The organism is Nostoc sp., from assembly GCF_036917465.1.
GTDB lineage: Bacteria > Cyanobacteriota > Cyanobacteriia > Cyanobacteriales > Nostocaceae > Nostoc.
The window spans coordinates 1-24,607 of record NZ_JBALDL010000029.1 but is presented as its reverse complement, the minus strand read 5'-3'; the positions used below and the strand labels follow the sequence as shown (position 1 = coordinate 24,607).

At 40.9% G+C, this 24,607-nt stretch carries 19 protein-coding genes and 1 pseudogene; 8 read left to right on the top strand and 12 right to left on the bottom strand.

Going from position 1 to position 24,607, the window contains the following annotated elements:
- Positions 1–497: 497 nt before the first annotated feature.
- Both V7K38_RS05950 and V7K38_RS05945 read right to left on the bottom strand, forming a co-directional pair.
- Positions 498–2,048 carry a PAS domain-containing sensor histidine kinase gene (locus tag V7K38_RS05950; RefSeq protein ID WP_334856203.1) on the bottom strand — a complete coding sequence of 517 codons (1,551 nt, stop codon included), beginning with the start codon at positions 2,046–2,048 and terminating at the stop codon, positions 498–500.
- 370 nt (positions 2,049–2,418) lie between these two features.
- A pseudogene (locus V7K38_RS05945) lies at positions 2,419–4,021 on the bottom strand (protein kinase domain-containing protein).
- A 742-nt stretch (positions 4,022–4,763) separates the two neighbouring features.
- On the opposite strand from V7K38_RS05945, the gene V7K38_RS05940 reads away from it, so the two are divergent.
- The 3 genes from V7K38_RS05940 to V7K38_RS05930 all read left to right on the top strand — a co-directional run bounded on the left by V7K38_RS05940 (position 4,764) and on the right by V7K38_RS05930 (position 7,956).
- Positions 4,764–5,285, top strand: a complete 522-nt coding sequence (locus V7K38_RS05940) for a LabA-like NYN domain-containing protein (protein WP_041565194.1) — start codon at positions 4,764–4,766, stop codon at positions 5,283–5,285.
- A gap of 95 nt (positions 5,286–5,380) precedes the next feature.
- Entirely contained in the window at positions 5,381–6,985 is a 1,605-nt protein-coding gene (locus V7K38_RS05935) for a 2-isopropylmalate synthase (protein WP_334856201.1), read from the top strand.
- A gap of 707 nt (positions 6,986–7,692) precedes the next feature.
- A complete protein-coding gene (locus V7K38_RS05930) occupies positions 7,693–7,956 on the top strand; it encodes a hypothetical protein (RefSeq protein WP_334856200.1) in 264 nt (87 codons plus the stop codon).
- A 66-nt stretch (positions 7,957–8,022) separates the two neighbouring features.
- On the opposite strand, the gene ggt is transcribed toward V7K38_RS05930, so the two are convergent.
- From ggt to V7K38_RS05905, 5 genes are all read right to left on the bottom strand, one after another.
- Entirely contained in the window at positions 8,023–9,855 is a 1,833-nt protein-coding gene (ggt, locus tag V7K38_RS05925; protein ID WP_334856199.1) for a gamma-glutamyltransferase, read from the bottom strand.
- Positions 9,856–9,914: 59 nt separating this feature from the next.
- Positions 9,915–10,283, bottom strand: coding sequence for a pentapeptide repeat-containing protein (locus V7K38_RS05920; protein WP_334856198.1), 369 nt, complete (start codon positions 10,281–10,283; stop codon positions 9,915–9,917).
- Positions 10,284–10,479: 196 nt separating this feature from the next.
- On the bottom strand, positions 10,480–11,010 hold the full coding sequence (locus tag V7K38_RS05915; protein WP_334856197.1) for a hypothetical protein: 531 nt from the start codon (positions 11,008–11,010) through the stop codon (positions 10,480–10,482).
- An 861-nt stretch (positions 11,011–11,871) separates the two neighbouring features.
- Entirely contained in the window at positions 11,872–12,453 is a 582-nt protein-coding gene (locus V7K38_RS05910) for a hypothetical protein (protein WP_334856196.1), read from the bottom strand.
- A gap of 202 nt (positions 12,454–12,655) precedes the next feature.
- Positions 12,656–14,005: a helix-hairpin-helix domain-containing protein gene (locus tag V7K38_RS05905; RefSeq protein ID WP_334856194.1), complete on the bottom strand. Its 1,350-nt coding sequence runs from the start codon at positions 14,003–14,005 to the stop codon at positions 12,656–12,658.
- Between the two features lie 395 nt (positions 14,006–14,400).
- Here V7K38_RS05905 and V7K38_RS05900 point away from each other — a divergent pair, with 395 nt between their 5' ends.
- On the top strand, positions 14,401–15,372 hold the full coding sequence (locus V7K38_RS05900; RefSeq protein ID WP_334856192.1) for an SGNH/GDSL hydrolase family protein: 972 nt from the start codon (positions 14,401–14,403) through the stop codon (positions 15,370–15,372).
- A gap of 513 nt (positions 15,373–15,885) precedes the next feature.
- On the opposite strand, the gene hemJ is transcribed toward V7K38_RS05900, so the two are convergent.
- The 3 genes from hemJ to pheS all read right to left on the bottom strand — a co-directional run bounded on the left by hemJ (position 15,886) and on the right by pheS (position 18,765).
- Positions 15,886–16,470 carry a protoporphyrinogen oxidase HemJ gene (gene hemJ / locus V7K38_RS05895; RefSeq protein ID WP_334856190.1) on the bottom strand — a complete coding sequence of 195 codons (585 nt, stop codon included), beginning with the start codon at positions 16,468–16,470 and terminating at the stop codon, positions 15,886–15,888.
- A 186-nt stretch (positions 16,471–16,656) separates the two neighbouring features.
- Entirely contained in the window at positions 16,657–17,508 is an 852-nt protein-coding gene (locus tag V7K38_RS05890) for an alpha/beta fold hydrolase (RefSeq protein ID WP_334856189.1), read from the bottom strand.
- Positions 17,509–17,772: 264 nt separating this feature from the next.
- Positions 17,773–18,765 (bottom strand): phenylalanine--tRNA ligase subunit alpha, encoded by a 993-nt coding sequence (gene pheS, locus V7K38_RS05885; protein ID WP_334856186.1) that lies wholly within the window; start codon positions 18,763–18,765, stop codon positions 17,773–17,775.
- A 202-nt stretch (positions 18,766–18,967) separates the two neighbouring features.
- On the opposite strand from pheS, the gene surE reads away from it, so the two are divergent.
- Positions 18,968–19,765: a 5'/3'-nucleotidase SurE gene (gene surE, locus V7K38_RS05880; protein WP_334856217.1), complete on the top strand. Its 798-nt coding sequence runs from the start codon at positions 18,968–18,970 to the stop codon at positions 19,763–19,765.
- 287 nt (positions 19,766–20,052) lie between these two features.
- Positions 20,053–20,949 carry an MBL fold metallo-hydrolase gene (locus V7K38_RS05875; RefSeq protein WP_334856184.1) on the top strand — a complete coding sequence of 299 codons (897 nt, stop codon included), beginning with the start codon at positions 20,053–20,055 and terminating at the stop codon, positions 20,947–20,949.
- 441 nt (positions 20,950–21,390) lie between these two features.
- On the opposite strand, the gene V7K38_RS05870 is transcribed toward V7K38_RS05875, so the two are convergent.
- Complete coding sequence (locus V7K38_RS05870) at positions 21,391–21,525, bottom strand: hypothetical protein (protein WP_334856182.1); 135 nt, start codon at positions 21,523–21,525, stop codon at positions 21,391–21,393.
- Between the two features lie 51 nt (positions 21,526–21,576).
- Here V7K38_RS05870 and V7K38_RS05865 point away from each other — a divergent pair, with 51 nt between their 5' ends.
- A complete protein-coding gene (locus V7K38_RS05865) occupies positions 21,577–22,644 on the top strand; it encodes a bifunctional riboflavin kinase/FAD synthetase (RefSeq protein ID WP_334856180.1) in 1,068 nt (355 codons plus the stop codon).
- A 142-nt stretch (positions 22,645–22,786) separates the two neighbouring features.
- The gene (locus V7K38_RS05860) at positions 22,787–23,695 is read left to right on the top strand and encodes an AAA family ATPase (RefSeq protein ID WP_334856178.1); all 909 of its coding nucleotides are present in this window, start codon (positions 22,787–22,789) and stop codon (positions 23,693–23,695) included.
- Between the two features lie 251 nt (positions 23,696–23,946).
- Here the strand turns inward: V7K38_RS05860 and V7K38_RS05855 are convergent, their stop codons facing one another.
- Positions 23,947–24,459, bottom strand: coding sequence for a hypothetical protein (locus tag V7K38_RS05855; protein ID WP_334856176.1), 513 nt, complete (start codon positions 24,457–24,459; stop codon positions 23,947–23,949).
- Positions 24,460–24,607 lie beyond the last annotated feature (148 nt).

Sequence of the window (24,607 nt, the reverse complement as noted above, 5' to 3'; positions counted from 1 at the left end):
ATCTGTCTTGGGTAAATTGGTCAAGCAAGTTTGGGGGTGGGTATTAGTTACCTTTATTTTCCCATAGTAGAACTCTGCGATCGCAAGAATGACCTAAATCATGATTAGATGTAGCAAAAACAGGTTAATCCTGATTTTTGGTTTGGCATTGCTAGTTACTTTCCTGCCGAGCATTGCAGCAGTATACGCCAATAATTAGTGCGATGCATACGCGGTGATTATCGTCGGAACTGTATTGATGGCTTGTGCTGTAATTTAGGTGTTCATAAGACAATACGGTTTAGTTAAGGCTTAACTCTTTATCAAAGTCAATTTTTTTAACGTTCGCGGAGCGTGCCGGAGGCATTACCGCAAAGGACGCAAAGAACACAAAGGAAGAAAAAGAATAAATGCTTAACTTAACTGTATTGGTTCATAAGACAATATCAAATCTATTGACTTGCGTTGTGAATGCATCGACTTCTACAAATTAACACCTCCTATCCAAGGCTAATTACTTAGAAGCTGGCGTGTTGTCTAATAGCGGCATAATGTCTTGCTGTTGTATTCATCTCAATGACCAACTCTGTGCCTTGACCTAGTTGAGAATTACACTTAAGTTTACCTTGATGTTTTTCAACTATAATTTCCCGACTAATTGATAGTCCCAATCCCTTACCTTTACCTACTGGTTTGGTGGTAAAAAATGGTTCAAATATCTGTCTTTGGATATGGGGAAGTATGCCTTTACCATTGTCAGAAATGTGAATGATAACTCTGTGTTTTTTTTCTACTCGTTTGTCATTTACCCAAAGTTCATTACTATTTACTAATGACAAATGACTTCTCACAATTTCTGTATGAATAAAAATTTTGGGAGTAAAGGAATAATCATGTTTCATCCTTTCTTCTAAAGCATCAATGGCATTAGTTAATATGTTCATGAATACCTGATTTAAATCACCAGGGTAACACTCGATTAATGGCAATTGCCCAAAGTTTTTAATTACTTCGATCCCGGCTCTATCAGGCTTTTCTTTCAGCCGATGCTGTAAAATCCTCAGAACACTATCAAGTCCTTCATGCAGATCGACCTTTTTCATTTGACCTTCGTCAGAGGTTGAAAAATTCCGCAAAGCGAAAATAATTTCTTTGACGCGCTCAGATCCGGCTCGCATTGACCACAGCAATTTCAAAAAGTCTGTCTTCACGAAACCAAGGTCGAGGCGTTGCAGATGTAAGGCTATGACTGGTGTCGGTGTGGGATAGTAATGTTGGTAAAGTTCAATGATTCTGATTAAATCTTCAGCATATTGACTTGCAGGATGGAGATTGCCGTAGATAAAGCTAACGGGGTTGTTAATTTCGTTAGCCATATCCGCCACCAGTTGACCAAGGTTAGCCATTTTCTGGTTCTGCAATAACTGCCTTTGGGTATATTTGAGTTCTTCGAGGGTAGTTTCTAGCTGCTGTGATTTTTCCCTAACTTGGTCTTCAGTAGATTGGCGTTGGACAATTTCTCTTTGGAGTTGTTCAAATAGTTGGTATTGTTGAGTAGCGTAGGCGCAGCCCGTCGTAGACATCGCCTTATCGTGACTAATATCCTTGTGCGTCCCCGCCATTCGCACTGGTTTACCGAATTCATCCCACTGAAATACTTTGCCACAAGCCAAAATCCATTTCCATTCGCCGGATTTAGTCAACATTCGCAATTCGACTTCAAACACAGGCGTGAATCCTTGGAGATAATCGTGCAACACCTGGTGAATTATTGGTAAATCTTGTGGATGTACAAGTCGCTCAAAGGATTTATGCTCATGAGCGATTTCGTCTACTCCATACCCCAGGATGCCCTTCCACTGGGGATCGTAATAAGTTTTATTGGTTATGAGATTCCAATCCCACAACCCCAAGCCACTGGCTATTAATGCCATTTGCAAAGCGGCTTGTGAGCATTGACAAGGATCTAAATTTTCTGGAGATAAGTCTTTTGATTCTGGGAAACTCTCGGAATCTTGCACTAAAAATGGAGCTTCCGGTTCATGGGTAGCGGGTTTTTCGATATGCATAGCTGCTGGTACGGTGAGGAAGATATCCTGTAGCTCTCTCTCTACGCTGTCTTAGCACCCTGACGATTTTATGGATAAATCGTCTACTTGGTTGATTAGGCTGTAACTTCGGTCAGAGATATATCAGCCCAGATCGTCAATTTGGATGGAATTTACAAAAAGGTAAACAGATGAATGTAACCTCTGTTGCGATCGCCTCGGCCATTTTTTAGAAAAAATAGCTACATTGTGTGCATCTACATTCTAAGATATGTCTAAAAAAAGTAGTTCAAATCACATATAATAATCGCTTAAAAACTCGAAAAAATTTCTAAAAAAAATTCTATGATTGAGTTGTGTCAAATGTTTGAGGATATAAAAACATTGTCAATCAAGAAGTTTCTGAGCAAGATTTTGTCGGAGTGTTTAATTGGTATAAAGTATTTATTAATGAGTCATCCTCTAGCATTAGGTATCTGCTTTGAGAATTTATAACATCGTCAAAAGCTTTCAGATCCTCAAGAGCCTCTGATGCAGACTGATATCGCTGTTTGAAGTCATCCAGTACCATTTTACTGAGAATCTTAGCTAGAGAGTGGCTTACTTGAGAGCGTAGTTTACCGCCGTAGGCATCGCTCCATTTTATCTCTCCATCAGCATCTCTATCTAGCTCACAGGAGGCTACACCAGTCAAGGCTTTAATCCCAACCATACCTACTGCATAGATGTCACTACTATAGTGGGGACGGCCAAAACATTGTTCGCTTGGTGCGTAACCCTGAGTGCCAATCCCAATGGTAAAGGGAGTTGCGTCTTGAATCTCAAGCTGTTTGGTACTGACTTTTTTGACGGCTCCAAAGTCAATCAATACTAGTTTTCCGTCTGAGTGTCGCCGGATGATATTACTGGGCTTAATATCCCGGTGAATCACATTGTTTTTATGAACAAATGTTAATGTTTGCAATAAGTCTCTGACAATTTTGATCGCGGCTATATCATCAATTGCTCTACCTGCTGGCAATTCATGATTTACAGCATGACCAATTATCTGTTCTTGCACGAGATAAAATTCTTCATCTTCTTCAAAATACGCCAAAAATGGTGGTGTGTTAATTCCTGGGGCGATCGCATTGGCGTGAATTTCCACGCCCGACATAGGTTTAGCGCATTTGCTCAAATGTACCCGCAGACCCCCAAAAATAAATGCGATCGCCCTTTGGTCGGGGATAATTTACTTGTGCTGTCCTGAGTGCTGCTTCATCAAAGGAGAGTAGCTTCTCGATCAAATTATCTTCAGGCAATGACTTAGAATACTCACTCGGCAATCGATGAACTTTACCATCCACTTCTACAGGAAAATTTACTGAGCTAATGGATACTGACCCTGTACGAAACATCTCTTGTGGGTCTGTCAGTTGCGTAAAGTACCCTTGGCGAACCTGCGAATTTTCGTAGTTGGCTGCTAAGGTAACTTTACTGCCATATTTTTGCAATCCTCTCTGAAATTGGCGATCGTCGGCAACTCCATAACTGCTTGGTGTATTAAAAACTACATATAATGCTACAGAGCGGACACTTGCTTTGATTAATTTTGTAATTATCTGTGCATAAGCAGCACGTTTAGAAGGATAAGATTTCAGTGTTTCTAGGTAGGCATACTGTTTCGGATTTGTTTTATAGTACTGTTCGGGAACTGATATTGACTGATCGTCTATTGCTAAAATTACGATATCTTCTGGAGGCACAATCGGCCCACGCAGTTGAAAAAAGCCAGAAAGCGCCTTATTTTCCATCAATTGAACCGATTGCTCACCAGAAGCGCTCAGGACTGCTGCACCCATTACCCAAGCCCCAGCAAGGAGATGACCTAAGCGAATCATCCACCGATACTGACGATCTGATGCTGTCGAGGTTACTTTTGTCGGTTTACTTGAGTGTCTATTGGCAGCAGAGACATAGTTTTTAGTTAAGGTAGATGTAGGTTCTTCTGCCATATCGTGTTACTTATTGATTTAAGTCCAACACTTTTATTTATTCAGACCACGTTTTAATGCAAGCACATTGAAATAAGACTTAAATGACAATCTTATACATTTGTAAAGTATCTTCTATTCATCAACAAACTTTTATTGGCAGAGCTAGCCCCCAAGAGATTTATACTCAGGTACTGCCTGACTTTTTGTTTTTCTGTTAAGTGAGTTACAAAAGAGTGATTGTCTCACAGATCAGAGCCGGATCTACTTCGCCTCTGCAATTGGTTGCGGCGAGATTTTACCCTAACCTAAGCAACAGGTATGCTCCTAACTGGGTGTTCTACCAGAAGCTGTCCCAAGGTAGTCTTCTGTCTTTGGCGTACTATTGGTACTCCCCACAAAGCATGACCTGATACTGAAAGCTTTACCTTTAGATGGGCATCAACTTATATCCTACTCTAAGCTTATGCCATGCCTCTTTAGGAGTAAACTTTAATGTTATACGGCGATGAATGCTGTTACTGGTTAAATTTTATTGGTAGATTTTGATTCAAATGGTAGCTCTTACAGTGCTGGAGGTGAATAAGGTTTAGTACCCATCATCTCAACTCTAATGTTGCATCCGTTTTTATGCCTTGAAAGAGGTAGGATAAAAGCTATAGATGAAGAGCTACTTTATAGATATTAGCAAACTTGCTATTTGAAAATTGCTATAATCTATTGTTCCATCTAAATTCATTTATATTATTAGGTGTAAATTTCTATGGGTTCTCCAATGAATCGTCTGTCTATTTTTGTAGACGGAAACAATATGTTCTATGCTCAACAAAAAAATGGGTGGTTTTTTGACCCTCGGCGAGTATTAGAATACTTCAAACATGAGCAATCAGAAACAACATTAATTAATGCATTCTGGTACACTGGCTTAAAAGACCCACAGGATCAACGGGGTTTTAGAGATGCTCTAATTAGTCTAGGATATACAGTCAGAACTAAAATTCTTAAAGAATATTATGATGATACGTCCGGTCGTTACTCGCAAAAAGCGAATTTAGATATTGAAATTGTTGTAGATATGTTTAATACAGTAGACCAGTATGACCGAGTAGTATTATTCAGTGGCGATGGAGATTTTGAAAGAGCAATTGAACTATTACGCTCAAAAAATACACATATTACAGTAGTATCAACAGAAGGAATGATCGCTAGAGAACTACGGAACGCTACTGATAGATATATAGATTTAAATGATATCAGAGATCAAATAGAAAAAACTGAAGGTTAGTATCCTTAGCAATTATTTACAAAGGTAAGAGTAAAAGAAAAACTAAGGTTGAAGATATATTAAGACACAAGTAAAAATAAAACAGCAAACCGCAAATGACAAACAAAACAGATCGAATCATCATTTTTGATACTACACTGCGAGATGGAGAGCAGTGTCCGGGAGCGACTCTGAATATAGATGAAAAGCTAGTTATTGCCAAGCAACTAGCACGTCTGGGTGTAGATATAATTGAGGCAGGCTTTGCTTTTGCCAGCCCCGGAGATTTTGAAGCAGTCAGTAAGATTGCTGAAGTTGTGGGGACAGAAAATGGCCCGGTAATTTGCAGTTTGGCAAGAGCGATAAAAGCAGATATTGAAGCAGCCGCAGAAGCATTAAAACCAGCAGTTAACGCTAGAATTCACACATTTATTTCTACTTCTGATATTCATTTAGAGTATCAGCTACGCAAGTCACGAGCAGAAGTATTAGCGATCGCCGAAGAAATGGTCGCTTATGCCAAGTCCTTCATGACAGATGTGGAATTTTCGCCGATGGATGCGGCTCGTTCCGATCCAGAATTTCTTTACCAAGTGGTAGAACGAGCGATCGCAGCTGGTGCAACAACAGTTAACATCCCCGATACAGTTGGTTACACCACCCCTAGCGAATTTGGGGCAATAATTAAGGGCATTATTGAAAATGTCCCCAACATCGACCAAGCGATTATTTCCGTTCACGGTCATAATGATTTAGGCTTGGCAGTTGCTAACTTCTTAGAAGCGGTAAAAAATGGCGCACGCCAACTAGAATGTACCATCAATGGCATTGGCGAACGTGCCGGCAATGCCTCCCTAGAAGAATTGGTAATGGCGCTACATGTGCGACGGCAATATTTTAATCCATATCTCGGCAGAGCAGAAGAATCTCAAGAATCCCTGACAAATATCGACACCCGACAAATTTACAAAACCTCACGCTTAGTTTCTAATTTGACGGGGATGTTAGTACAACCAAATAAAGCGATCGTTGGGGCTAATGCCTTTGCCCATGAGTCTGGAATTCACCAAGATGGTGTGTTAAAAAACAAACTGACTTACGAAATTATGGATGCCCAATTGATTGGCTTGTCAGACAATCAAATCGTTTTGGGCAAACATTCCGGGAGAAATGCTTTCCGCACCCGGTTAAAAGAATTAGGCTTTGAACTGTCGGATACTGAGTTAAATAAAGCCTTCGTTAGATTCAAAGAAGTAGCGGATAAAAAGAAAGATATTTCTGATTGGGATTTGGAAGCGATCGTTAACGATGAAATCCAACAAGCGCCCGATTTGTTCCGGGTTGAGTTGGTGCAAGTTTCCTGTGGTAGCAACGCCAAACCCACTGCTACAGTCACTCTTCGCACCCCAGAAGGTGAAGAATTAACCGATGCTGCGATCGGTACTGGGCCAGTAGATGCAGTTTACAAAGCCATCAATCGAGTAGTGAATGTACCCAACGAGTTGATTGAGTTTTCTGTGCAGTCAGTAACAGCCGGTATTGATGCCATTGGAGAAGTGACAATTCGTTTGCGTTATGAATCTAAAGTGTTTTCTGGTCATGCAGCGAACACAGATATCATCGTGGCATCAGCGCAAGCTTATGTAAATGCGCTGAATAGACTTTATTCTGCATTGCAAACTCAAGAAAAACGAGAACAAGTATCTGCACAGAAAGTCTGAGACTTACCAAATGTGGCTAGGTAATCTAATGGAATTAGATTTGATTTAAGTACAGTATTTTTTTGCTTTGTAGTCATGTTTAATCAACTTACACTACCCAACACTGATACCATTTCCTTAAAATCTTGAGACATCTATAGGACTTACGCAGAACTACACATGGTAGGGGTAATTCATGAATTACCCCTACCGAAAAATCTACGTTTGGACTATTTTTTGCGTAAGTCCTGATATAGATTTCTTGTAGGTTAGGACAGATGTGCTAACCTACCAACGTATTGATAAGCAAAAATAAACGCTGTAGGGGCAATTGATGAATTGCCCCTAGCTAAAAATAAGGGTTTTAGCTATTGTTTGCGTAAACGAAATTTATAATTATTTTAAGTAATTACACTTAAAGTATTAATTATTTTTTCCTAAAAAATAATTAATACTTTAAGGAGGATCGCGTTAGCTTATTTACCTGAAAATAGCTGTAAAAATAAATAGGTTGATTGCAAATTGCAAACCCACGCTAAAAAAGTAGTTATTGTTACACACGATCGCCAAAAACGCGGATAACATTAGAAAAATCTCACCCTACATAAATTAAGGTGAGGCAAAGCTGTTTATCTTCGTGTCAAAAAATAGCCCACAAGGGTGAGAAATAGCTTGACAAAAGTCTGATAATATGCGTTAGTTGTTAGCTAAAAGCAAAGGAGTTTGCAATGCATCGACAAATGTGCTGGTTATCTAAGTCTGGTGGGGATGGAGAGAAAATTTTGTATTTGCAGACAGAACCCAATCAGCCTTGGCGGCCTTACACTGCTTTTGGACATCTCACAGTCCCAGATTATCAAATACCAGGTGGTTCTAAAGGTTGGGCAACTTATCAAAAACTTCTCAAAGCAGGTTGGACACTAGTACCTAGCACACGGGCAAATGAGTTTGGTACTAGTAGCTACGCAGAGTCAACAACCCAAAATCAATAGTTATTGGGAATTGGGAATTGGGAATTGGGCATGGGTTATTCCGCTTATCACCCTCATCCCGGATTTTTACAAACCTCTGGGGGAACCTTCACCGCGAGGATCTGCCGCGCCTTCTAGAGTTCCATCGGATGTAACAGCGATCGCGTTACCATTACCCCAAGGAGTAGTTTCCTTAATCTTATGCCCCCGACGGCGTAAGTCTTGCACAGTGAGAGCATCCAAACCCCAGGATTCTACGCGTAACTCATCTGGAAGCCATTGATGATGTATGCGTGGAACAGAAACAGCCGCACCAACATCCATATTGTATTCCAGCACATTTAGGATGACTTGCAAAACCTGGGTGATGATGGTGCTACCACCGGGCGCACCGGCTGCCATCCGAAAATGACCATTTTCTGTAACAATTGTGGGAGTCATGCTGGATAAGGGAGTCTTACGAGGTGCAATGCTGTTGGCATCGTTACCAACCAAACCAAAGGCATTAGGCACTCCTGGGGCAGCAGCAAAATCATCCATCTCATTGTTGAGGATAATTCCAGTGCCTGGTGTCACCACACCAGCACCAAAACTCAGGTTAATTGTGAAAGTTAGACTTACGGCATTGCGTTCTCCATCCACAACAGTAAGATGAGTTGTTTCAGGAGATTCATGGCGCGTCGCGTGCATTTTTTGAGACTGATGAGATAACGGAATGGTATTTTGTTCTAAACTCTGATTGTCAGCTTGACTAAAACGTTGTAATGTCTTTCTATCTACTGGCTTGACCTCAGTCGAAGGTCTAGCCATTTGCATATTAATTTCTTGGCGGCGTTGTTTGGCGTAAGCTGGACTGAGCAGTTCTTGTACAGGAACTTTGACAAAATCAGGATCGCCTAAATATTCTGAGCGATCGCTGTAAGCAATCTTCATTGCCTCTACCATTAAGTGGATGGCGTCTGGATGATGCCATCCCAAAGATTTTAAATCAGTGTCACCGATAATATTTAAAATCTGCAATAGGTGAACTCCTCCTGATGATGGGGGTGGCATTGAGCAGATTTTAGCTTGACGAAAATTCCCACAAACGGGAGTCCGCCAGATTGGTTTGTAGGCTTTCAGGTCTTCGAGAGTAATTAAACCACCATTTTTTACCATATCAGAAGCGATCGCTCCAGCAATACTTCCGGTGTAAAAACTTTGGGGATTTTGGGCAATTGCTGTTAATGTGCGTGCCAAATCGCTCTGCACCAGCTTGTCCCCTGGTTTATAAAATTCGCCATTGTGCGTGAAAATTTCCCGCAGTGCTGGATTTTTGATCAGTGCTTGCTTGTAGGATTGGTTTGTTTGCAGAGAACGCCAGGTTGCAACATCCCCCAGAATAAAGCCATCTTTAGCGAGTGCGATCGCAGGTTTCATTACCTCTTGCCAAGAAAGCTTACCATAGCGACGATGCACTTCATAAAGCCCCGCTACCGTTCCTGGTGTCGCCACTGCTAAATAACCATTAATACTTGCATTGGGACGCACCTTTCCTTGTGCGTCTAAATACATATTTTTTGTAGCCTTCAGGGGTGCGCGTTCGCGGAAATCTAGCGCTTTCATCTCGCCAGTTTTCTCAGAGTGCATCAGCAAAAATCCGCCGCCGCCGATTCCAGCTGAAAAAGGTTCAACTACAGAGATTGCAAAACTTGTAGCTACAGCTGCATCTACTGCATTACCACCTTTGCGTAACATTAAAACTCCCGCCTCACTTGCTAAAGGATTGGCTGAAACCACCATTCCCTTTTTGCTGCGTAGGGGTAAAGTTATGGCGGCTGATGCTACTTGGCTGTAAAGTAAGAGACTGAAAGAAAAGATTGCGATGGCTACGCCTAACCCAGGCATCACAATCTGCTTTGATTTAGTAACAGTAAGCATTTTTATGCCATTTTGTTTGACATTTATTAGCCTACCGTTAAGGCGTGCATTTTATACCCCTACACCTTCTGCATATTTCTACTAATAGGGTCAAAACCTCTAGAAAACCGAGTACTTTCATCGTAGTAAGCACCTGTCAAATTCGCTCCATACAACTTGGCATAATTGAGTTTGGCTCCCCGAAGATTTGCTTCATTCAGTTTGACACCGCTCAAATTCGCTCTGGTTAAATTTGCTTTAGCTAAGTTAGTTCTACTCAAATCTGCTCCCCAGAGTTTAGCTTTAGCTAGGTTAGCTCCACTCAAGTCAGAACCCCATAAATTGATTCCAGGCAAATAGACTCCAATTAGCCTATTTCTACTCAAGTTTACGGCTGGAAAATATCTTTCTCCTGCCGCAAAACGCCTTTTTAATTCCTCTGTATTCACGATCGCTACCCAACAATAATCAAATTTCTATCTCTAATATCGATTCTATATGAGGGTGCATAAAGCTGTCTAATTAGCAATAGAGAATATTCTTTTTCAAAGAAAATCTTAATATTCCAATATTCCGAGATTAAGGCTTGATCCTCCCTAACCTTCGTGAAAAGGAGAGGATTAGATCGAGCCTTTAATATTACATTTACTTGACTGGAATAACTTCAAACTCGAAAGTACCGATTAAACGATCGTCAATATAGACCTCTATTCTATATTTACCAACCGGATCGCCAGGAGCGATCGTCCAAAAATTCTCAATTACACCATCTGGAGCCGATTGTGTACGCCGTGTTATGGATGTAGTACCGTCTGCTGATATTGAGAAGTCTTCACCGTTATCTGTACCCCAAGTTTCTGGAGGTTTTGGTAAATGCAAGACTTCGCGCCATTTCACCTCACCTTGATAGTCTTTAAGTTTAATCCGCCATCCGTAGACGTTTCCCTGTTGAAGCGGCACTCTTGTTGTGCGGAAAATAGTAACGTTACCTTTGGAGTCAACTCTCTTTAGACCGAACTCGGTGTTACTAACAGTAATATTTTTCAGACTTGTTGGTGTAGGAAATGGTGTGCTATTTTGTACTACACCAGAAGTAGCAGCGATAGCCTCAGAACATATAACCCCAAATATTAGGCAAGAAGAAGCTAGCACAGCAATAGTAGCCCAAGTTCTCATTAGAATAGTTTTCCTGTCAGACGTTTGGTACTTATTCCAGTAATCTGACATATTTTCCGGGTCAAAGATACTTATGCTTGGAAAAAGACGAAATTATTTTTACAGATGGTTTTCCTGAATACTAGTGTTAGCGATCGCTAGTGAAGCTAACAACTAGATAATTCTTTTACCACATAGATAACTTCAAAATATTTATGCTTAATATCACTGTGTTAGGTTAACACCTTCACTAGGCAATAATAAGCTTTTAGAGGTTGCTTGAAAAGTGTTTCGTTGTGACTTTAGACACTTTTAGATCCCCCCTAACCCACGCCAGTCGCTCCACTTAGGGAGACCCCAAGACCGCGCTGGCTCCCATGAAAAAAGGGGGAACCGGAATCAAAATCTCTCTTTTTAAGGGAGATTTAGAGGGAACTAAAACTCTTGATACCGACAAGAGGACTTTTCAAACATCCTCTTATCTCCAATGTACTATAAGAATAGTATTTAATTTTTGAAAAATTATAAGTATATGTAGGGTGTATTAAAGCTGCAATATGGAAAAAATTAATTTAAAATGATTTAGATACAAAAAAGGAAGAAATAAGTATTACCCAGCAAGTACTTCGGAAGTTATGCGAATCTAGATATGCAAACAAAGACAAAATATTTCAGCATCAAAATAATTTGGAGAAGCTGAATATCGAATATACAAATTTATTGACTAATTTACAAGAAATTCATCGAGAGGAAATGTCCAAATTATCAGTTTAGCAAGTTCCGATTGTAATAAATAATTTGGTTTCCTCAAAGAAGTAAAGATTTAAGTCTCAACAAAAATTAAAAACAGAAACTGCAAAAAACTCATTTGCATTCCGAAAACTAATTCGGTTTTTGCATTACTATTTTGCTTACTTCATAATTTTTTTCACTGGTGTGATAACTTCTTCGCCATTTTTCGAGATACTCTATCGATATTGATTTAGATGTGACGTTTACACTACTTCCTCGCCAAGCAACCTCTGCATCTGTCGTGAAAACCCCACACTCTAATTGATCTAGCCTTATATTCCAATATTCACTAAATCGACCTTTTAAAGTTATAACTTGCTCAAATACCTTGTTTCTATGTTTATTTCTTCTTTTCCTTTCTGTCGCTCCTGTTGCTTCTGTGTCAATAAACTTAGTTTCAATTAAAAACAGGCTCCCTTTAAAAGTCTGGTAGACAAAATCACACTTCCCTAAATCTGTATAATCGGAAATTGGAGATTTTTCAAATAACAGTAATTCGGCGCATGATGGAAACAAATCTTTAATATTCAGAAATAAATAAGCTTGCAATAAAAGTTCCTTGTCATAAGGAAATAAGATCACACCTTCAAAAAACTTTTGAATGTCATCATGAGTTTGGGGTTGAATTCTTTTACAGTATGAAACAAATTTATGTAGTTCGTTAACAATCATCAAGTTCTAACTCCTTCCCCCGGTCGCAGCCTTAAGGCTATTAGCATAAAAAGATACCATTTTCTCTAGGAAATCATCATCCGCGTAAGTAACTAAAAAAACCTTTTAAATCCTAAACACTTAAGCTATTTTACTGATGACAGTTCAGTAAAACTAATTTTGAAGCTGCTTTTCAGTATTGGCGGATTTTTAACTTTTGGTGTCAGCTACCAGTCAGCGATTTGATATGAGCAGGAAAACTGGCATTTTGCAAAGCTTGAACAGTTATTCTTGAATCTTGTACGCAAAATTGCCAACCCAAGCGAACAAGTTTCCGAGAATTTTCAGTTTGGATAATTCCGATTACTGGCATTTTGGCCTTTTCTTTGTCTACTGAGTGGTCTTGCAAAATTGTTTTCAAGCGATGTAGTTCTTCCATATCACCTGCTTGCTGGGGATTTAACTCCACCATTACCATTTGTACTGTTTCCACTGGTTCTACATCTTCAAGAATAAATTGAGTTTGCTCGTCGCGTCGATCTACTTTTCCCCAAATAATCAATCTAGTATCAACTACGAGTAGGGAACTAATCCGTTCATAAGTTTTAGGAAAGACTACAGCTTCTGATTGTGTAGTTAAGTCTTCTATTTGCAAAATTGCCATCTGATCGCCTTTTTTTGTAACCACTTTTTTCACGATATTCAACATGACAACAGCACAAAGTCTGGTTTCTTCCCTTTGATCTCCCAGTTGCGAAAGGTTAATCGGTGTCAAAAGTGGTGTTATTTGCCGTAATGATTTCAACGGATGATCTGATACATAAAAGCCTAATAATTCTTTCTCCTTCTGCAACTTTTCCTGTGCGGTAAAATCCATCACAGGTTTAGATTTAGGAGCAGTTTCAAAGGCGTTAGTTGCTCTTTTATTCTGAGTAGAAGAAAATCCATCGCCTAATAAGTCAAAGAGATTTCCTTGACCACTAGCTCGGTCTTTAGCGCGAGATTGCGCCCAATCATACACTAATTCTGAGTCGTTAATTAACTGTTGGCGGTTGGATTCAATTTTGTCAAAGGCTCCACAGTAAATCAATGATTCCAGAGTGCGGCGGTTAACAGCACGTAAATCCACGCGATCGCAAAAATCAGCGAGGGATTTAAATCCTATCTCATTTCTCGCATCCAAAATACAAGCGATCGCATTCTGTCCCACGTTCCGCACTGCCGAAAATCCAAACAGAATCTTTCCTGCTGTTGGTGTAAAATCAATGCCAGAACGATTAATATCTGGTGGATCTATGGAAATACCCATGTTTGTACAGTTAGTAATATATCTCTGTACTTTATCGGTATCGCCACTGTTAGCTGTTAACAGTGCCGCCATGTATTCCAATGGGTAATTAGCTTTTAAATATGCTGTCTGATAAGTTACATAAGCATAGGCTGTCGAATGCGATTTATTGAAACAATTAGAAGCTATTAAGCCGTTTTTAATACCAAAATTATGGTCGCGTTCAACGCCAATGTCATAGACATTTTGTGTGCCTAAATATTTACGTGTGGCTATTTTTATCATCCTACTCTACCCCCAAAAAATCTTTGTAAAATTCATTATATTGATATAAAGTGTAGCGATAGTAATACCTGTAATATACAATTATATCACTAGAAAACACTTCTATACTCCTACACAAAAGCAGCATAAGCAGCCAAAACATATCAAAATTGTAGTCAACCATTAGATAAACAGTTAATAGCAATATAACTGCTGTTTTTAAAGTTTATAAACATATTCAAATACATCTTAAATCTCCTTAGTTCGGATGTTTAGGGATTAGGGAGCAGAGGAAAAGAAGGTAATTTGAATTCTGCCCCTGTCTCTTATGCCCAATACCCAAGTCCCAATGCCCAATTTCCAATACGTCAGTTACTATCGTTGAAAAGTAATTCCGTATAAGAGGATGTGAGTAGGTGAAAGAGGCGCTAATCGTAATTTTGACGATGGTTATGGGATTGTTTGTGGTAGTCGAGATCGGACTGCGATCGCTCTTTGGCTTCGGTAATCCCCTAGTTTACATTGGCGATGAGCAAATTGGTTATTTATTGGCTCCTAGCCAGCGTACCCGTCGTTTTGGTAATCGCATTGAAATTAATGAGTATTCTATGCGAGGTAGTCCGATCAATAAGATACCTGCACCTTCTGGGCTGCGAGTTTTGCTGTTAGGGGATTCTATTGCTAATGGTGGTTGGTGGACAGATCAGACTAATACAATATCCGCGATGATGATGCGTTCTTTGACATCATCAACTCATAGTAATTATCAGGAAGTAGAAGTATTAAATGCTTCAGCTAACTCTTGGGGGCCAAGGAACGAGTTAGCTTATTTAGAGAAGTTTGGTAATTTCAACGCGCAAGCGGTAGTGTTATTAATTAATACCGATGACTTATTTGCTACGCCTCCCACTTCTTTACCCGTAGGACGCGATCGCAACTATCCCGATAGTAAACCTCCCCTAGCCTTAGTAGAAGTGTGGCAACGTTATATCGCCAAGCAGCAGCCAATTCCTGACATGAAAGCAGTGCAGAATGAAGCAGGCGATCGCGTGGGGATTAATTTAGAAGCGATCGGCAAAATTCAAGCCTTGACTCGCCAAAGCAACAGGCAATTTTTATTAGTAATGACTCCCTTGCTACGAGAAATCGGTGAACCAGGCCCCCGCGATTACGAAATTAAAGCCCGCCAGCGCTTGAACGACTTTACCAAGATCCAGCAAATTGACTATATAGACTTTTTACCAATATTCAATTCAACTACTAACCCCCAAGCTTTATATCACGATCATATTCACCTCAATTTACAAGGAAATAAATTTGTTAGTGAAGTAATGGAGCGATCGCTTTTGCAAAGACTGGGGGAGATACCATTTACTCACAGCTATTAAAGTTGTTAACTATACCCTAAAAAAGGTTTGTAGTAAGCGATAAGTCGCTGATGAAAAGTGAAATCCCCGAATCCTAAAAGAAGTCGGAGATGCTATAAATCGTGAGTTTTCACTAATTTTGCACCAATTTATAGCTCAATACAGTTAAGTTAAGCATCTCTTTCTTCTCTCTGCGTTCTCTGCGCCTTGGCGGTAATGCCTCCGGCACGCTCCGCGAACGTTCAAAAATTGACTTTGGAACCAGAGTTTTAGCCTTACAGCACTTCCCGCTATTATTCAATACAGTTTTTCTCCTTGCCCCTCTCGTATAGCGATTCCCATTCAGATGCGGTACAAGATTATATTGTGAGGTGTAGGGGCACGGCACTGCCGTGCCATTATGGGTGTAACTCACGTAAACGAGAACCGCCATAGCATAGCTTTCAGATTTGAGGATGGATGTACCTCATAGCTGCCGTAAGTGCTGTAACTGAACCGTATTGATTTATAGCTTGTATTAGACAGCAAATTTGTCTAACTTTGTTCTTGTGGAACTTGCCCTATCTGTGCTGTCAGCTTCTCTTTATCCTGCCTACGTTTTTTGGCATAAAGTTGAATGGTTACTGCCATCAAGATAATCATGGCAAAAATAGCCCAGGCAGCGATATCTGTAGGTAAATTATTCTTAAATACAGCCAGCAATACGATCGCGACTAACATAACTGTAGGTGCTTCATTTAAAGCACGTAATTGCTGACTATTCCAGCCACATTCATCTACTGCTAACTTCTTCATAAGTCGAGCGCAGTAATGATGATAGCCAATTAAAATGGCAACAAACAGCAGTTTGATATGTAACCAACCCTCTTTTAAAACATCCGGCTCAGTGCTTAATAAACCGATAGCCATTGCGATCGTCACAAACATTCCTGGATTAGTGATGATGTGATAGAGACGGTTTTCCATAATTTGATACTGATTTTTCAGTATCGTTCGCGCCGGTTCCGGTTCTTCATTAGCTTCAACGTGATAGATGAAAAGGCGTACTAGGTAGAATAAACCAGCGAACCAAACTACAAATCCGACAATATGAAATGCTTTAAACCATGAATAAGCCATGAATACTAATCCCCTTTACTTGTGGTTGTGAGCCATTTTGGGTGGTAATAAAAAGTTCACAAATGCAGGCTAGAATAACATGATAAGTCCGGCACAAATCCAGAATTATTTCTTTACCATAGATAAATCATTGGTGTTTTCTATGGTTTCATTTTTATAATATCGATTTTTGCCAAAAGTATATTCTCAATGAGCATCTTTACGACGCACAAAGGGTAAAAGGTCTTCCAAAATAACTTCGTGGTAATGTTCTTGAGGATAATGCCCGACGTTATTAAGTTTGATTAATTCAGTATTTGGTGCAGAATCTGTAAAATTTTGGGCGATGTCTACAGATAACCAAGGGTCAATCATTCCCCATTGAATCAGAATTGGCTGTTGCCATTCTTTAAAGCCAGATTGTATTTCTGTCATTGCTGAATCAAGCTGTAAATTACGAATACTTGATAAAAGGCTCCGTCCAGATGACGAAGCTTGCAAAAATGGTTTTCGATAAATATCTAAATCCTTGTCTCCTATGCGATAACGGCTACCACCCTCTAGCGTTCGGTCAACTAATAGGGGGTCTTGGGTCATTACTTCACCTGCCAAAGGCAAACCCATTTGTTTAATTTTCCAAGGTAATTTGGCAGCAGTTGATATTGGTGTATTTAGGATAACTAAATTGGCAATCTGTTCTGGATGACGCAAGGCATATTGTAACCCTACAGAACCTAAAAAGCCTTGGACAACTAAAGAAAAATATTCGAGTTTTAGTGCTTTGATAAATCCTTCTAAAGCTGTGATAAAAGCATCAGGTGTGTAACCAAAATCTCGTTTTTCTGGTTTTGCAGAAAAGCCATAACCAATCCAATCTGGAGCGATCGCTCTTGTTCCTTGATTCGCTAAAGCAGGTATAATATTACGCCAGCTATAACTTTGTGAAACCAAGCCGTGTAGCAATAACACAGGGGCTAAATCAGTTCTGCCGATTGGTGAAGATTCTCGATAAAACCATTCCAGTGAATCTACACTAATTTTATGTTCTGTTATTGACACGCTATATTCCTATAGATTCGGGCATGGGGCATTGGTTATTGACGAGCCTTAAAGTCAAGACTTAGGGAAAAAATAGCTCAAACCTCAATTTTCCGGTAGGGGCAATTCATGAATTGCCCCTACCGCATGTAGTTCTGCGTGAGTCCTAAAAGTAAAACTATTTTCAGACTTTTTTGATCTAGCAAAGATTAAGTTTTAATAATCTTACTGAATTCTGGCTTCTGAATTCTGTTTTGAGCAAATTGATTTTTGCAAGAGATTTGATTAAAATTGCTGCAAAAACCGCAAATCACTAGTATACAACCGACGAATATCATCGATTTGATGTAATACCATTGCGAAGCGTTCTACACCAAAACCGGCAGCAAACCCAGTATAAATTTCTGGGTCATAACCCACAGACTTAAGTACATTTGGATCGACCATACCACAGCCCATTACCTCCAACCAGCGCCCATTCCACTGCAAATCCACCTCAGCCGATGGTTCGGTAAACGGGAAATAACTAGCGCGGAAGCGAATAGGTAAATCGCCAAATATTGCTTGTAAAAATACTTTAATTGTGCCCTTGAGGTCTGTAAAAGTTAGTCCCTCATCAATGGCTAAAAGTTCGATTTGATGGAAAACAGCTGAGTGAGTGGCATCTACATTATCTCGCCGATAAACTCGCCCTGGAGAGACAATCCGAATAGGTGGTTCTTCTCTTTCCATGTAACGAATTTGCACTGACGAGGTTTGAGTGCGGAGAAGATTGCCGTCTGGCAAGTAGAAGGTATCCTGCATATCACGGGCGGGGTGATCGGGCGGAGTATTGAGAGCTTCAAAATTATAATAATCTGTTTCCATCTCTGGCCCTTGAGCCACGGTATAACCCATACCAACAAAGATATCCAGCACTCGGTCAATAATACCGTTGAGGGGATGAATGCGACCTTGAGGGCTATAAATTCCGGGCATAGTTACATCTAGAGTTTCCGCCTCTAGCTGTAGCTGAATTTGCGCGGCTTGTAGGGCGGCACGTTGCTGGTCTAGACTAGTTTGCAGAGATTCTTTGACTGTATTGGCGATCGCTCCAATTTTCGGACGTTCCTCTGCACTCATTTGCCCCATACTTCGCAACAGTGCTCCCAGTTCCCCTTTTTTACCCAGATAATTAACTCTGAGTTCCTCTAGGCGTTCTAGGGTGTCGGCGGCTGCGATCGCTTTTTCTCCTTCCTGCCGCAGTGCTAAAAGTTGAGCTTCTAAATTGCTAGTCATTAGTTATTAGTCATTAGTCATTAGTCATTAGTCTATAGTCAAAAGCTGTGAACTACTCCATAAATCGACTTTATAGATAAGAGGCAAACTTTTGCTACAGCGTACTAGGGAGTATAAATGTTTTTTTGCTGCTTGTGACCTCAGACATTGACAAATGGCTAATAACAAATAACTAATAACTAATGACCAATGACCAATGACTATGAAATTACTAATTAGTAACGACGACGGCGTTTCTGCCTTGGGGATTCGCACCCTAGCCAACTACTTGGCAGAGGCAGGTCATGATGTTAGTGTAGTTTGCCCAGATCGAGAGCGATCAGCAACTGGACATGGATTAACTCTTCACCAACCCATTCGCGCCGAAATTGTGGAGTCAATTTTTCATCCTGCTATCAAAGCTTGGGCTTGCGATGGCACGCCTTCAGATTGCGTTAAATTGGCGCTGTGGGCTTTGCTCCCGACTCCTCCTGATTTGGTTCTCTCCGGCATTAATCAAGGTGCAAATTTGGGAACTGAAATCTTGTATTCCGGCACTGTTTCGGCGGCAATGGAAGGTCTAATTGAAGGCATTCCCAGCATAGCCTTAAGTCTTATGAGTCACACATCTAAAGATTTTCAACCTGCTGCTAAGTTTGCCAAAATTCTTGTAGACCAGTTAGCCCAAAAACCACTGCCAGATTTAATGTTGCTCAACGTCAATATTCCTGCTGTGAAGTGGGAAGAAATTGCCGGTGTTACTCTTACCCGCCAAGGAATACGGCGTTACATTGATGTGTTTGATAAACGAGTTGATCCTCGTGGAAAGACGTACTACTGGTTAACCGGAGAGGTAATTGAGGATGTGGAACCCCCAACTGGATTGAACCTGCCTCAAAATGTACCGACAGATGTACAAGTTGTACGCAAAAACCACATCAGTATTACACCGTTACAATACAATCTCACTTACGCAACTGGATTAGATAAATTATCTGAGTGGGAATTCAATTTTCAATGAATCATTTGATTTATCAGGACAAAATTGGGGTTATGCAAATGCATCTGAGGAAAATGTAGGCTATAACGTAGGGGCAGTATTGAAATAACCGATACACATTCACCCCAAAACCTAGAAAATTTTAACTGATAGTATTTGATTCAAAATTACACAATCAGCCAGAAACAGGGTATGCTGTTTTACCAAGAAATCCTCACTCTAGCAATATCGGTGAGAGAGCATAAACTTAGACAAAATAAGTAACATTTTTTTAAATTATCGCCCGCTCAGTCCAGCAAGCAACACCTATGTCTAGGATAGAGAACCAGTTTACCGTACAATTTTGGGGCGTTCGCGGCAGCATCCCCAGTCCAGGGCCACACACTGTTCGTTACGGCGGTAATACCCCTTGCATATCAATGCAAGCGGGCGATAAACGCTTAATTTTCGATGCTGGCACAGGACTACATGTTTTGGGGCAATCTTTGTTGCGCCAAATGCCGTTAGAAGCTCACATATTTTTTACCCATTCTCACTGGGATCACATGCAGGGTTTTCCCTTCTTTACTCCAGGGTTTGTCAAGGGAAATGACTTTCATATCTACGGCGCGATCGCACCTGATGGTTCTACCATAGAACAACGCCTCAACGATCAAATGTTACACCCTAATTTTCCCGTACCCTTGCAGATTATGCAAGCCAATTTAAATTTCTACGACATTCGACCGGGACAACCAATCAACATTGATCAAGTTACCGTAGAAACAGCGCCTTTAAACCATCCGGGTGAAGCCATAGGATACCGCGTCAACTGGCGTGGTGGTGCTGCTGCTTATATTACTGATACCGAACATTTTCCCGACCGACTTGATGACAATGTGCTGTGGCTAGCTCGTAATGCCGACATCTTAATTTACGATTCTACCTACACAGATGAAGAATATCATTCGCCAAAATCTCCCAGAATTGGCTGGGGACATTCTACATGGCAAGAAGCTGTGAAAGTGGCACAAGCTGCTAATGTCAAAACTCTGGTGATTTACCACCATGACCCCGCACACGATGACGACTTTTTGGATCTTGTTGGGAAAGAAGCATCTGCAAAATTTCCCGGTGCGATCATGGCACGGGAAGGATTGATACTTCAGATTCCAACCTCAGTAGCCTTATCAGAATCTTTTCCTGTTAGTAAGTTTTCTAGCTAAAGATTGCGATCGCAGGAACTGGAGATTTTAGATTAGATTGGTGATCAGAAGCTTTCAGCGCGAGAGCGTACCTTGTCGGTTGTACGGTGAGACAGCGCTGCCCAGAGTTGTCACGCCAACCACAAGATCAGCGCGACAACAGGAGGACAAACTTTATAGATTCACCAACCCCAAACATCCACAGAGGCTATCCATTGCATCTAAACGGAGTTAAAAGCTGATTGCAGTCTCAACAAGGAACTAGAGCCTTTTTAGCTCTAGTATTTGGGGTTATCTGGAATAAGCAATTAGCAGTCAACCAATTTTGGATTTTAGATTCTGGATTGAAACAGACCACTGTCTTTGTCCTGCTAAGAAATTGGGCTACTTTGGCTCTGAAGATTTTGGATTTGTTCTGTCATCACGTGGCAGGGCATGAACCAAAAATCTAAAATCTAAAATTCATATATCATCTGGAGCTACTTCCCGTGGGTTAGGCTTTTGGCTGATAGTTAAAAGAGGTGGCATAACACCCTGACCGATCGCATAAGACCTCAGATGCAGTTTGTGAATGTCCTCCTCAAGGCGGTTTACCATAAGGTAGCTTCCTGCTGATAGCTAAAATAAACCTAAAATCTCAGAATCCACGTGCTAAATTTGTCTCAAAATGGGTGTTCTGTGTGGGTTGCTTCTTCTAGCGTTGGGCTGCTAACGCCGACTGCTGTTGCCCTTGGCAAGTTTGATGGTGTTCATCTTGGTCATCAAAGGGTAATTCAACCAGTCTTGCACCGTAGCGATCGCTTGTCAGTAGCTAGTAATCCCCAGTCAAAGGAAAATCAACAACTGACAAATCAAGAATATATTTATTCAACAGTTGTCACCTTTGACCCCCATCCACAGGAGTTTTTCACGGGGCAACCCCGGACTTTGTTAACACCACTGGATGAAAAAGTCCAACAATTGCGATCGCTTGGGGTAGAGCAACTGGTATTACTACCCTTTGATAAAGAATTATCTGCTTTGACCCCCGAAGAATTCGTCCAAAAAATTCTCGTGGAGCAACTGCAATGCCAGCAAATTAGCATCGGGCAGGATTTTTGTTTTGGCGAAAAGCGCAGTGGCACTGCTAAAGACTTGCAATTAATTGCCGCCAAACATAATATCCCTGTTACCATCGTTCCCTTACAAACTTATACAGGTGACTCACCTACAGAAAGTAGCTGCGTCAGTACTACTCCAACTCAAGATGCCCGCATTAGCACTTCATTGATCCGCCAAACCCTTGAGCAAGGCGACATCGAAAACGCAAATCTATTACTAGGTCGCCCTTACACTCTTTTTGGTGTTGTCGTTCAAGGTCAACAATTAGGCAGAACGATTGGCTTCCCTACCGCCAACCTTCAACTACCAAAAGAAAAGTTTTTGCCCCGTCAAGGAGTTTACGCCGTCCGTGTTTTTACTTTCAGTGAAACATCAGATGCTGGTGAAACCTTGGGAGTAATGAACATCGGCAACCGCCCAACCGTAAATGGTACTTATTCATCTGCGGAAGTACATTTCTTGGATTGGTCTGGTGATTTGTATGGCAAAAAACTGGCTGTAGAAATAGTTAAATTTTTGCGCCCCGAACAAAAATTTCCTTCTCTAGAAGCCCTGAAAACACAAATTCAACTTGACTGCGTTGTTGCTAAAGAAGTTTTGAGTGTTAAGTGCTGAGTGCTGAGTGGGAACAATGTATTTAGGGAAATGGGGCATTGAGCATTGAGCATTGAACATTGAGGAAAGAATTCTTAATAACCCCCATTCCCCATTCCCCATTCCCCATTCCCCATTCCCCACTCCCCACTCCCCACCCTGCATGAGAGAAAAAATTGACGCTTTAACACAAAATCTGGCTCTTACCATCGTTGGTAAAGCTGAGGTAATACGCTTAGTGCTAGTAGCCTTGCTAGGTGGTGGTCATGCCCTTTTAGAAGATGTCCCTGGTGTTGGTAAAACCCTGCTCGCTAAATCTTTAGCTCGTTCGCTGGATGGCAAGTTTCAACGGCTACAATGTACCCCCGATTTACTACCAACTGACATCACTGGTACCAATATCTGGAACCCAAAAAGCGGTGAATTTACTTTTCTTCCTGGGCCAGTCTTTGCCAATATCCTCCTAGCTGACGAAATTAACCGCGCTACACCCCGCAGTCAGTCAGCTTTGCTGGAAGTGATGGAAGAACATCAGGTAACAGTTGATGGTGTCTCTCGTTTAGTTCCCCAACCCTTTTTTGTCATTGCTACTCAAAACCCTATCGAGTATCAAGGTACTTTTCCTCTGCCGGAAGCGCAAATGGATCGGTTCATGTTGTCGCTAAGTTTGGGCTATCCTTCAGAGGCAGAAGAACTCCTGATGCTGCAAAATCTCCAAAATGGTGTGAAAGTTGCTGATTTACAGCCCTGTATTACCTTGGCAGAAGTAAAAGAATTGCGTTACATCTGCTCTCAAGTAAAAGTGACAACTTCCTTGCAACAGTACATCCTCGAATTGGTGCGAGCAACACGCCAAGATGAGGAAATTGCTCTTGGTGTCAGTCCGCGTGGCACATTAGCATTACAACGGGCTGCTCAAGCGCTAGCTTTTTTATTGGGGCGTGATTATGTCATTCCCGATGATGTGAAGTTTCTCGTACCTCATGTTCTTTGCCATCGCCTTATTCCTAGAGGAGGACGGAATGCAAGAACTGTTGTTGAGCGATTATTGCGCTCGGTTTCTATTCCTTAATGTAAAAAAGGTAGATAACGGTTGTTGCTCAATTTTGGTCTAATTGCTTTCTCTTGAAATACCACTAACAGAATCTGAAATCCAATGCAATCCTGTACTAAAGTCAGGGATAAATATTAAATTCTCCTATCTTGCTTGGATTTCAAATGTTTCGTCGCATAAGCTCCAATTTAAAACTGTTCTAATACTTCAATATGACTAGGTTGAGACTAGATTACCGAGACTATGGGGTTCCATCATTCATGTCTGCTTCAAGATTCAGTAGTTACCTTTTCTAATTGAGTTGCTACTGGTTTTGAACGCTGTTGTTGGTAAAAGTATACAACTTTCTTCACATAATCAGAGGTGAAACCTTTGTCACACCCTGTATAGTTACCAGTCATCCACCAACAAGCTGCACCACGCACAGATGCAATTTCATTATTGTTGGTGGCGCGAAACTGATTGGTTAACTCGCGGCGGGTAATGCAAGAGACGACTTGACGAGCGATCGCAGGACTGTTTTCAAATTGTGCTGGTGTTAGTTCTCGTTTGAGACAAGTTCTTGACCAGCCTTTGAGGGTTTCTGGTTTAACTTGCCATTGGCTGTAATATCCATCGTTGGGATTTTTTGTCTGCGGTGCAGCTTGTCGCAACGCTTCTACCATCGCCGCAACTTGAGCATCAGAAACCCGCACAGGCTGCTGTGCTTGAGCTAATAAGGGGAATAGTCCTAAGCTGACAATAACTCCGTTGAGTAATAATCCTATAGGGTTTTTTATCATGAGTTTGGAATTATTTTAGATATCATGAGGTATCTTATTATATTTTTACATAGGACTTACTCACCGTTCGCGTAATAGGATTTGACTAAGAGGAATTATCGACCAAATGACCATAAATATCAGGTGATAGACCAAGTAAACAAATAAT

Bases quoted from the DNA above. Each gene is read 5' to 3' on its own strand.
- V7K38_RS05950 (WP_334856203.1), bottom strand. From the start codon at position 2,048: ATGCATATCGAAAAACCCGCTACCCATGAACCGGAAGCTCCATTTTTA.
- V7K38_RS05935 (WP_334856201.1), top strand. From the start codon at position 5,381: ATGACAAACAAAACAGATCGAATCATCATTTTTGATACTACACTGCGA.
- V7K38_RS05915 (WP_334856197.1), bottom strand. From the start codon at position 11,010: ATGAGAACTTGGGCTACTATTGCTGTGCTAGCTTCTTCTTGCCTAATA.
- V7K38_RS05930 (WP_334856200.1), top strand. From the start codon at position 7,693: ATGCATCGACAAATGTGCTGGTTATCTAAGTCTGGTGGGGATGGAGAG.
- V7K38_RS05910 (WP_334856196.1), bottom strand. From the start codon at position 12,453: ATGATTGTTAACGAACTACATAAATTTGTTTCATACTGTAAAAGAATT.
- ggt (WP_334856199.1), bottom strand. From the start codon at position 9,855: ATGCTTACTGTTACTAAATCAAAGCAGATTGTGATGCCTGGGTTAGGC.
- V7K38_RS05855 (WP_334856176.1), bottom strand. From the start codon at position 24,459: ATGATAAAAAACCCTATAGGATTATTACTCAACGGAGTTATTGTCAGC.
- V7K38_RS05940 (WP_041565194.1), top strand. From the start codon at position 4,764: ATGGGTTCTCCAATGAATCGTCTGTCTATTTTTGTAGACGGAAACAAT.
- V7K38_RS05905 (WP_334856194.1), bottom strand. From the start codon at position 14,005: ATGATAAAAATAGCCACACGTAAATATTTAGGCACACAAAATGTCTAT.
- pheS (WP_334856186.1), bottom strand. From the start codon at position 18,765: ATGACTAGCAATTTAGAAGCTCAACTTTTAGCACTGCGGCAGGAAGGA.
- hemJ (WP_334856190.1), bottom strand. From the start codon at position 16,470: ATGGCTTATTCATGGTTTAAAGCATTTCATATTGTCGGATTTGTAGTT.
- V7K38_RS05875 (WP_334856184.1), top strand. From the start codon at position 20,053: ATGTCTAGGATAGAGAACCAGTTTACCGTACAATTTTGGGGCGTTCGC.
- surE (WP_334856217.1), top strand. From the start codon at position 18,968: ATGAAATTACTAATTAGTAACGACGACGGCGTTTCTGCCTTGGGGATT.
- V7K38_RS05870 (WP_334856182.1), bottom strand. From the start codon at position 21,525: ATGGTAAACCGCCTTGAGGAGGACATTCACAAACTGCATCTGAGGTCT.
- V7K38_RS05860 (WP_334856178.1), top strand. From the start codon at position 22,787: ATGAGAGAAAAAATTGACGCTTTAACACAAAATCTGGCTCTTACCATC.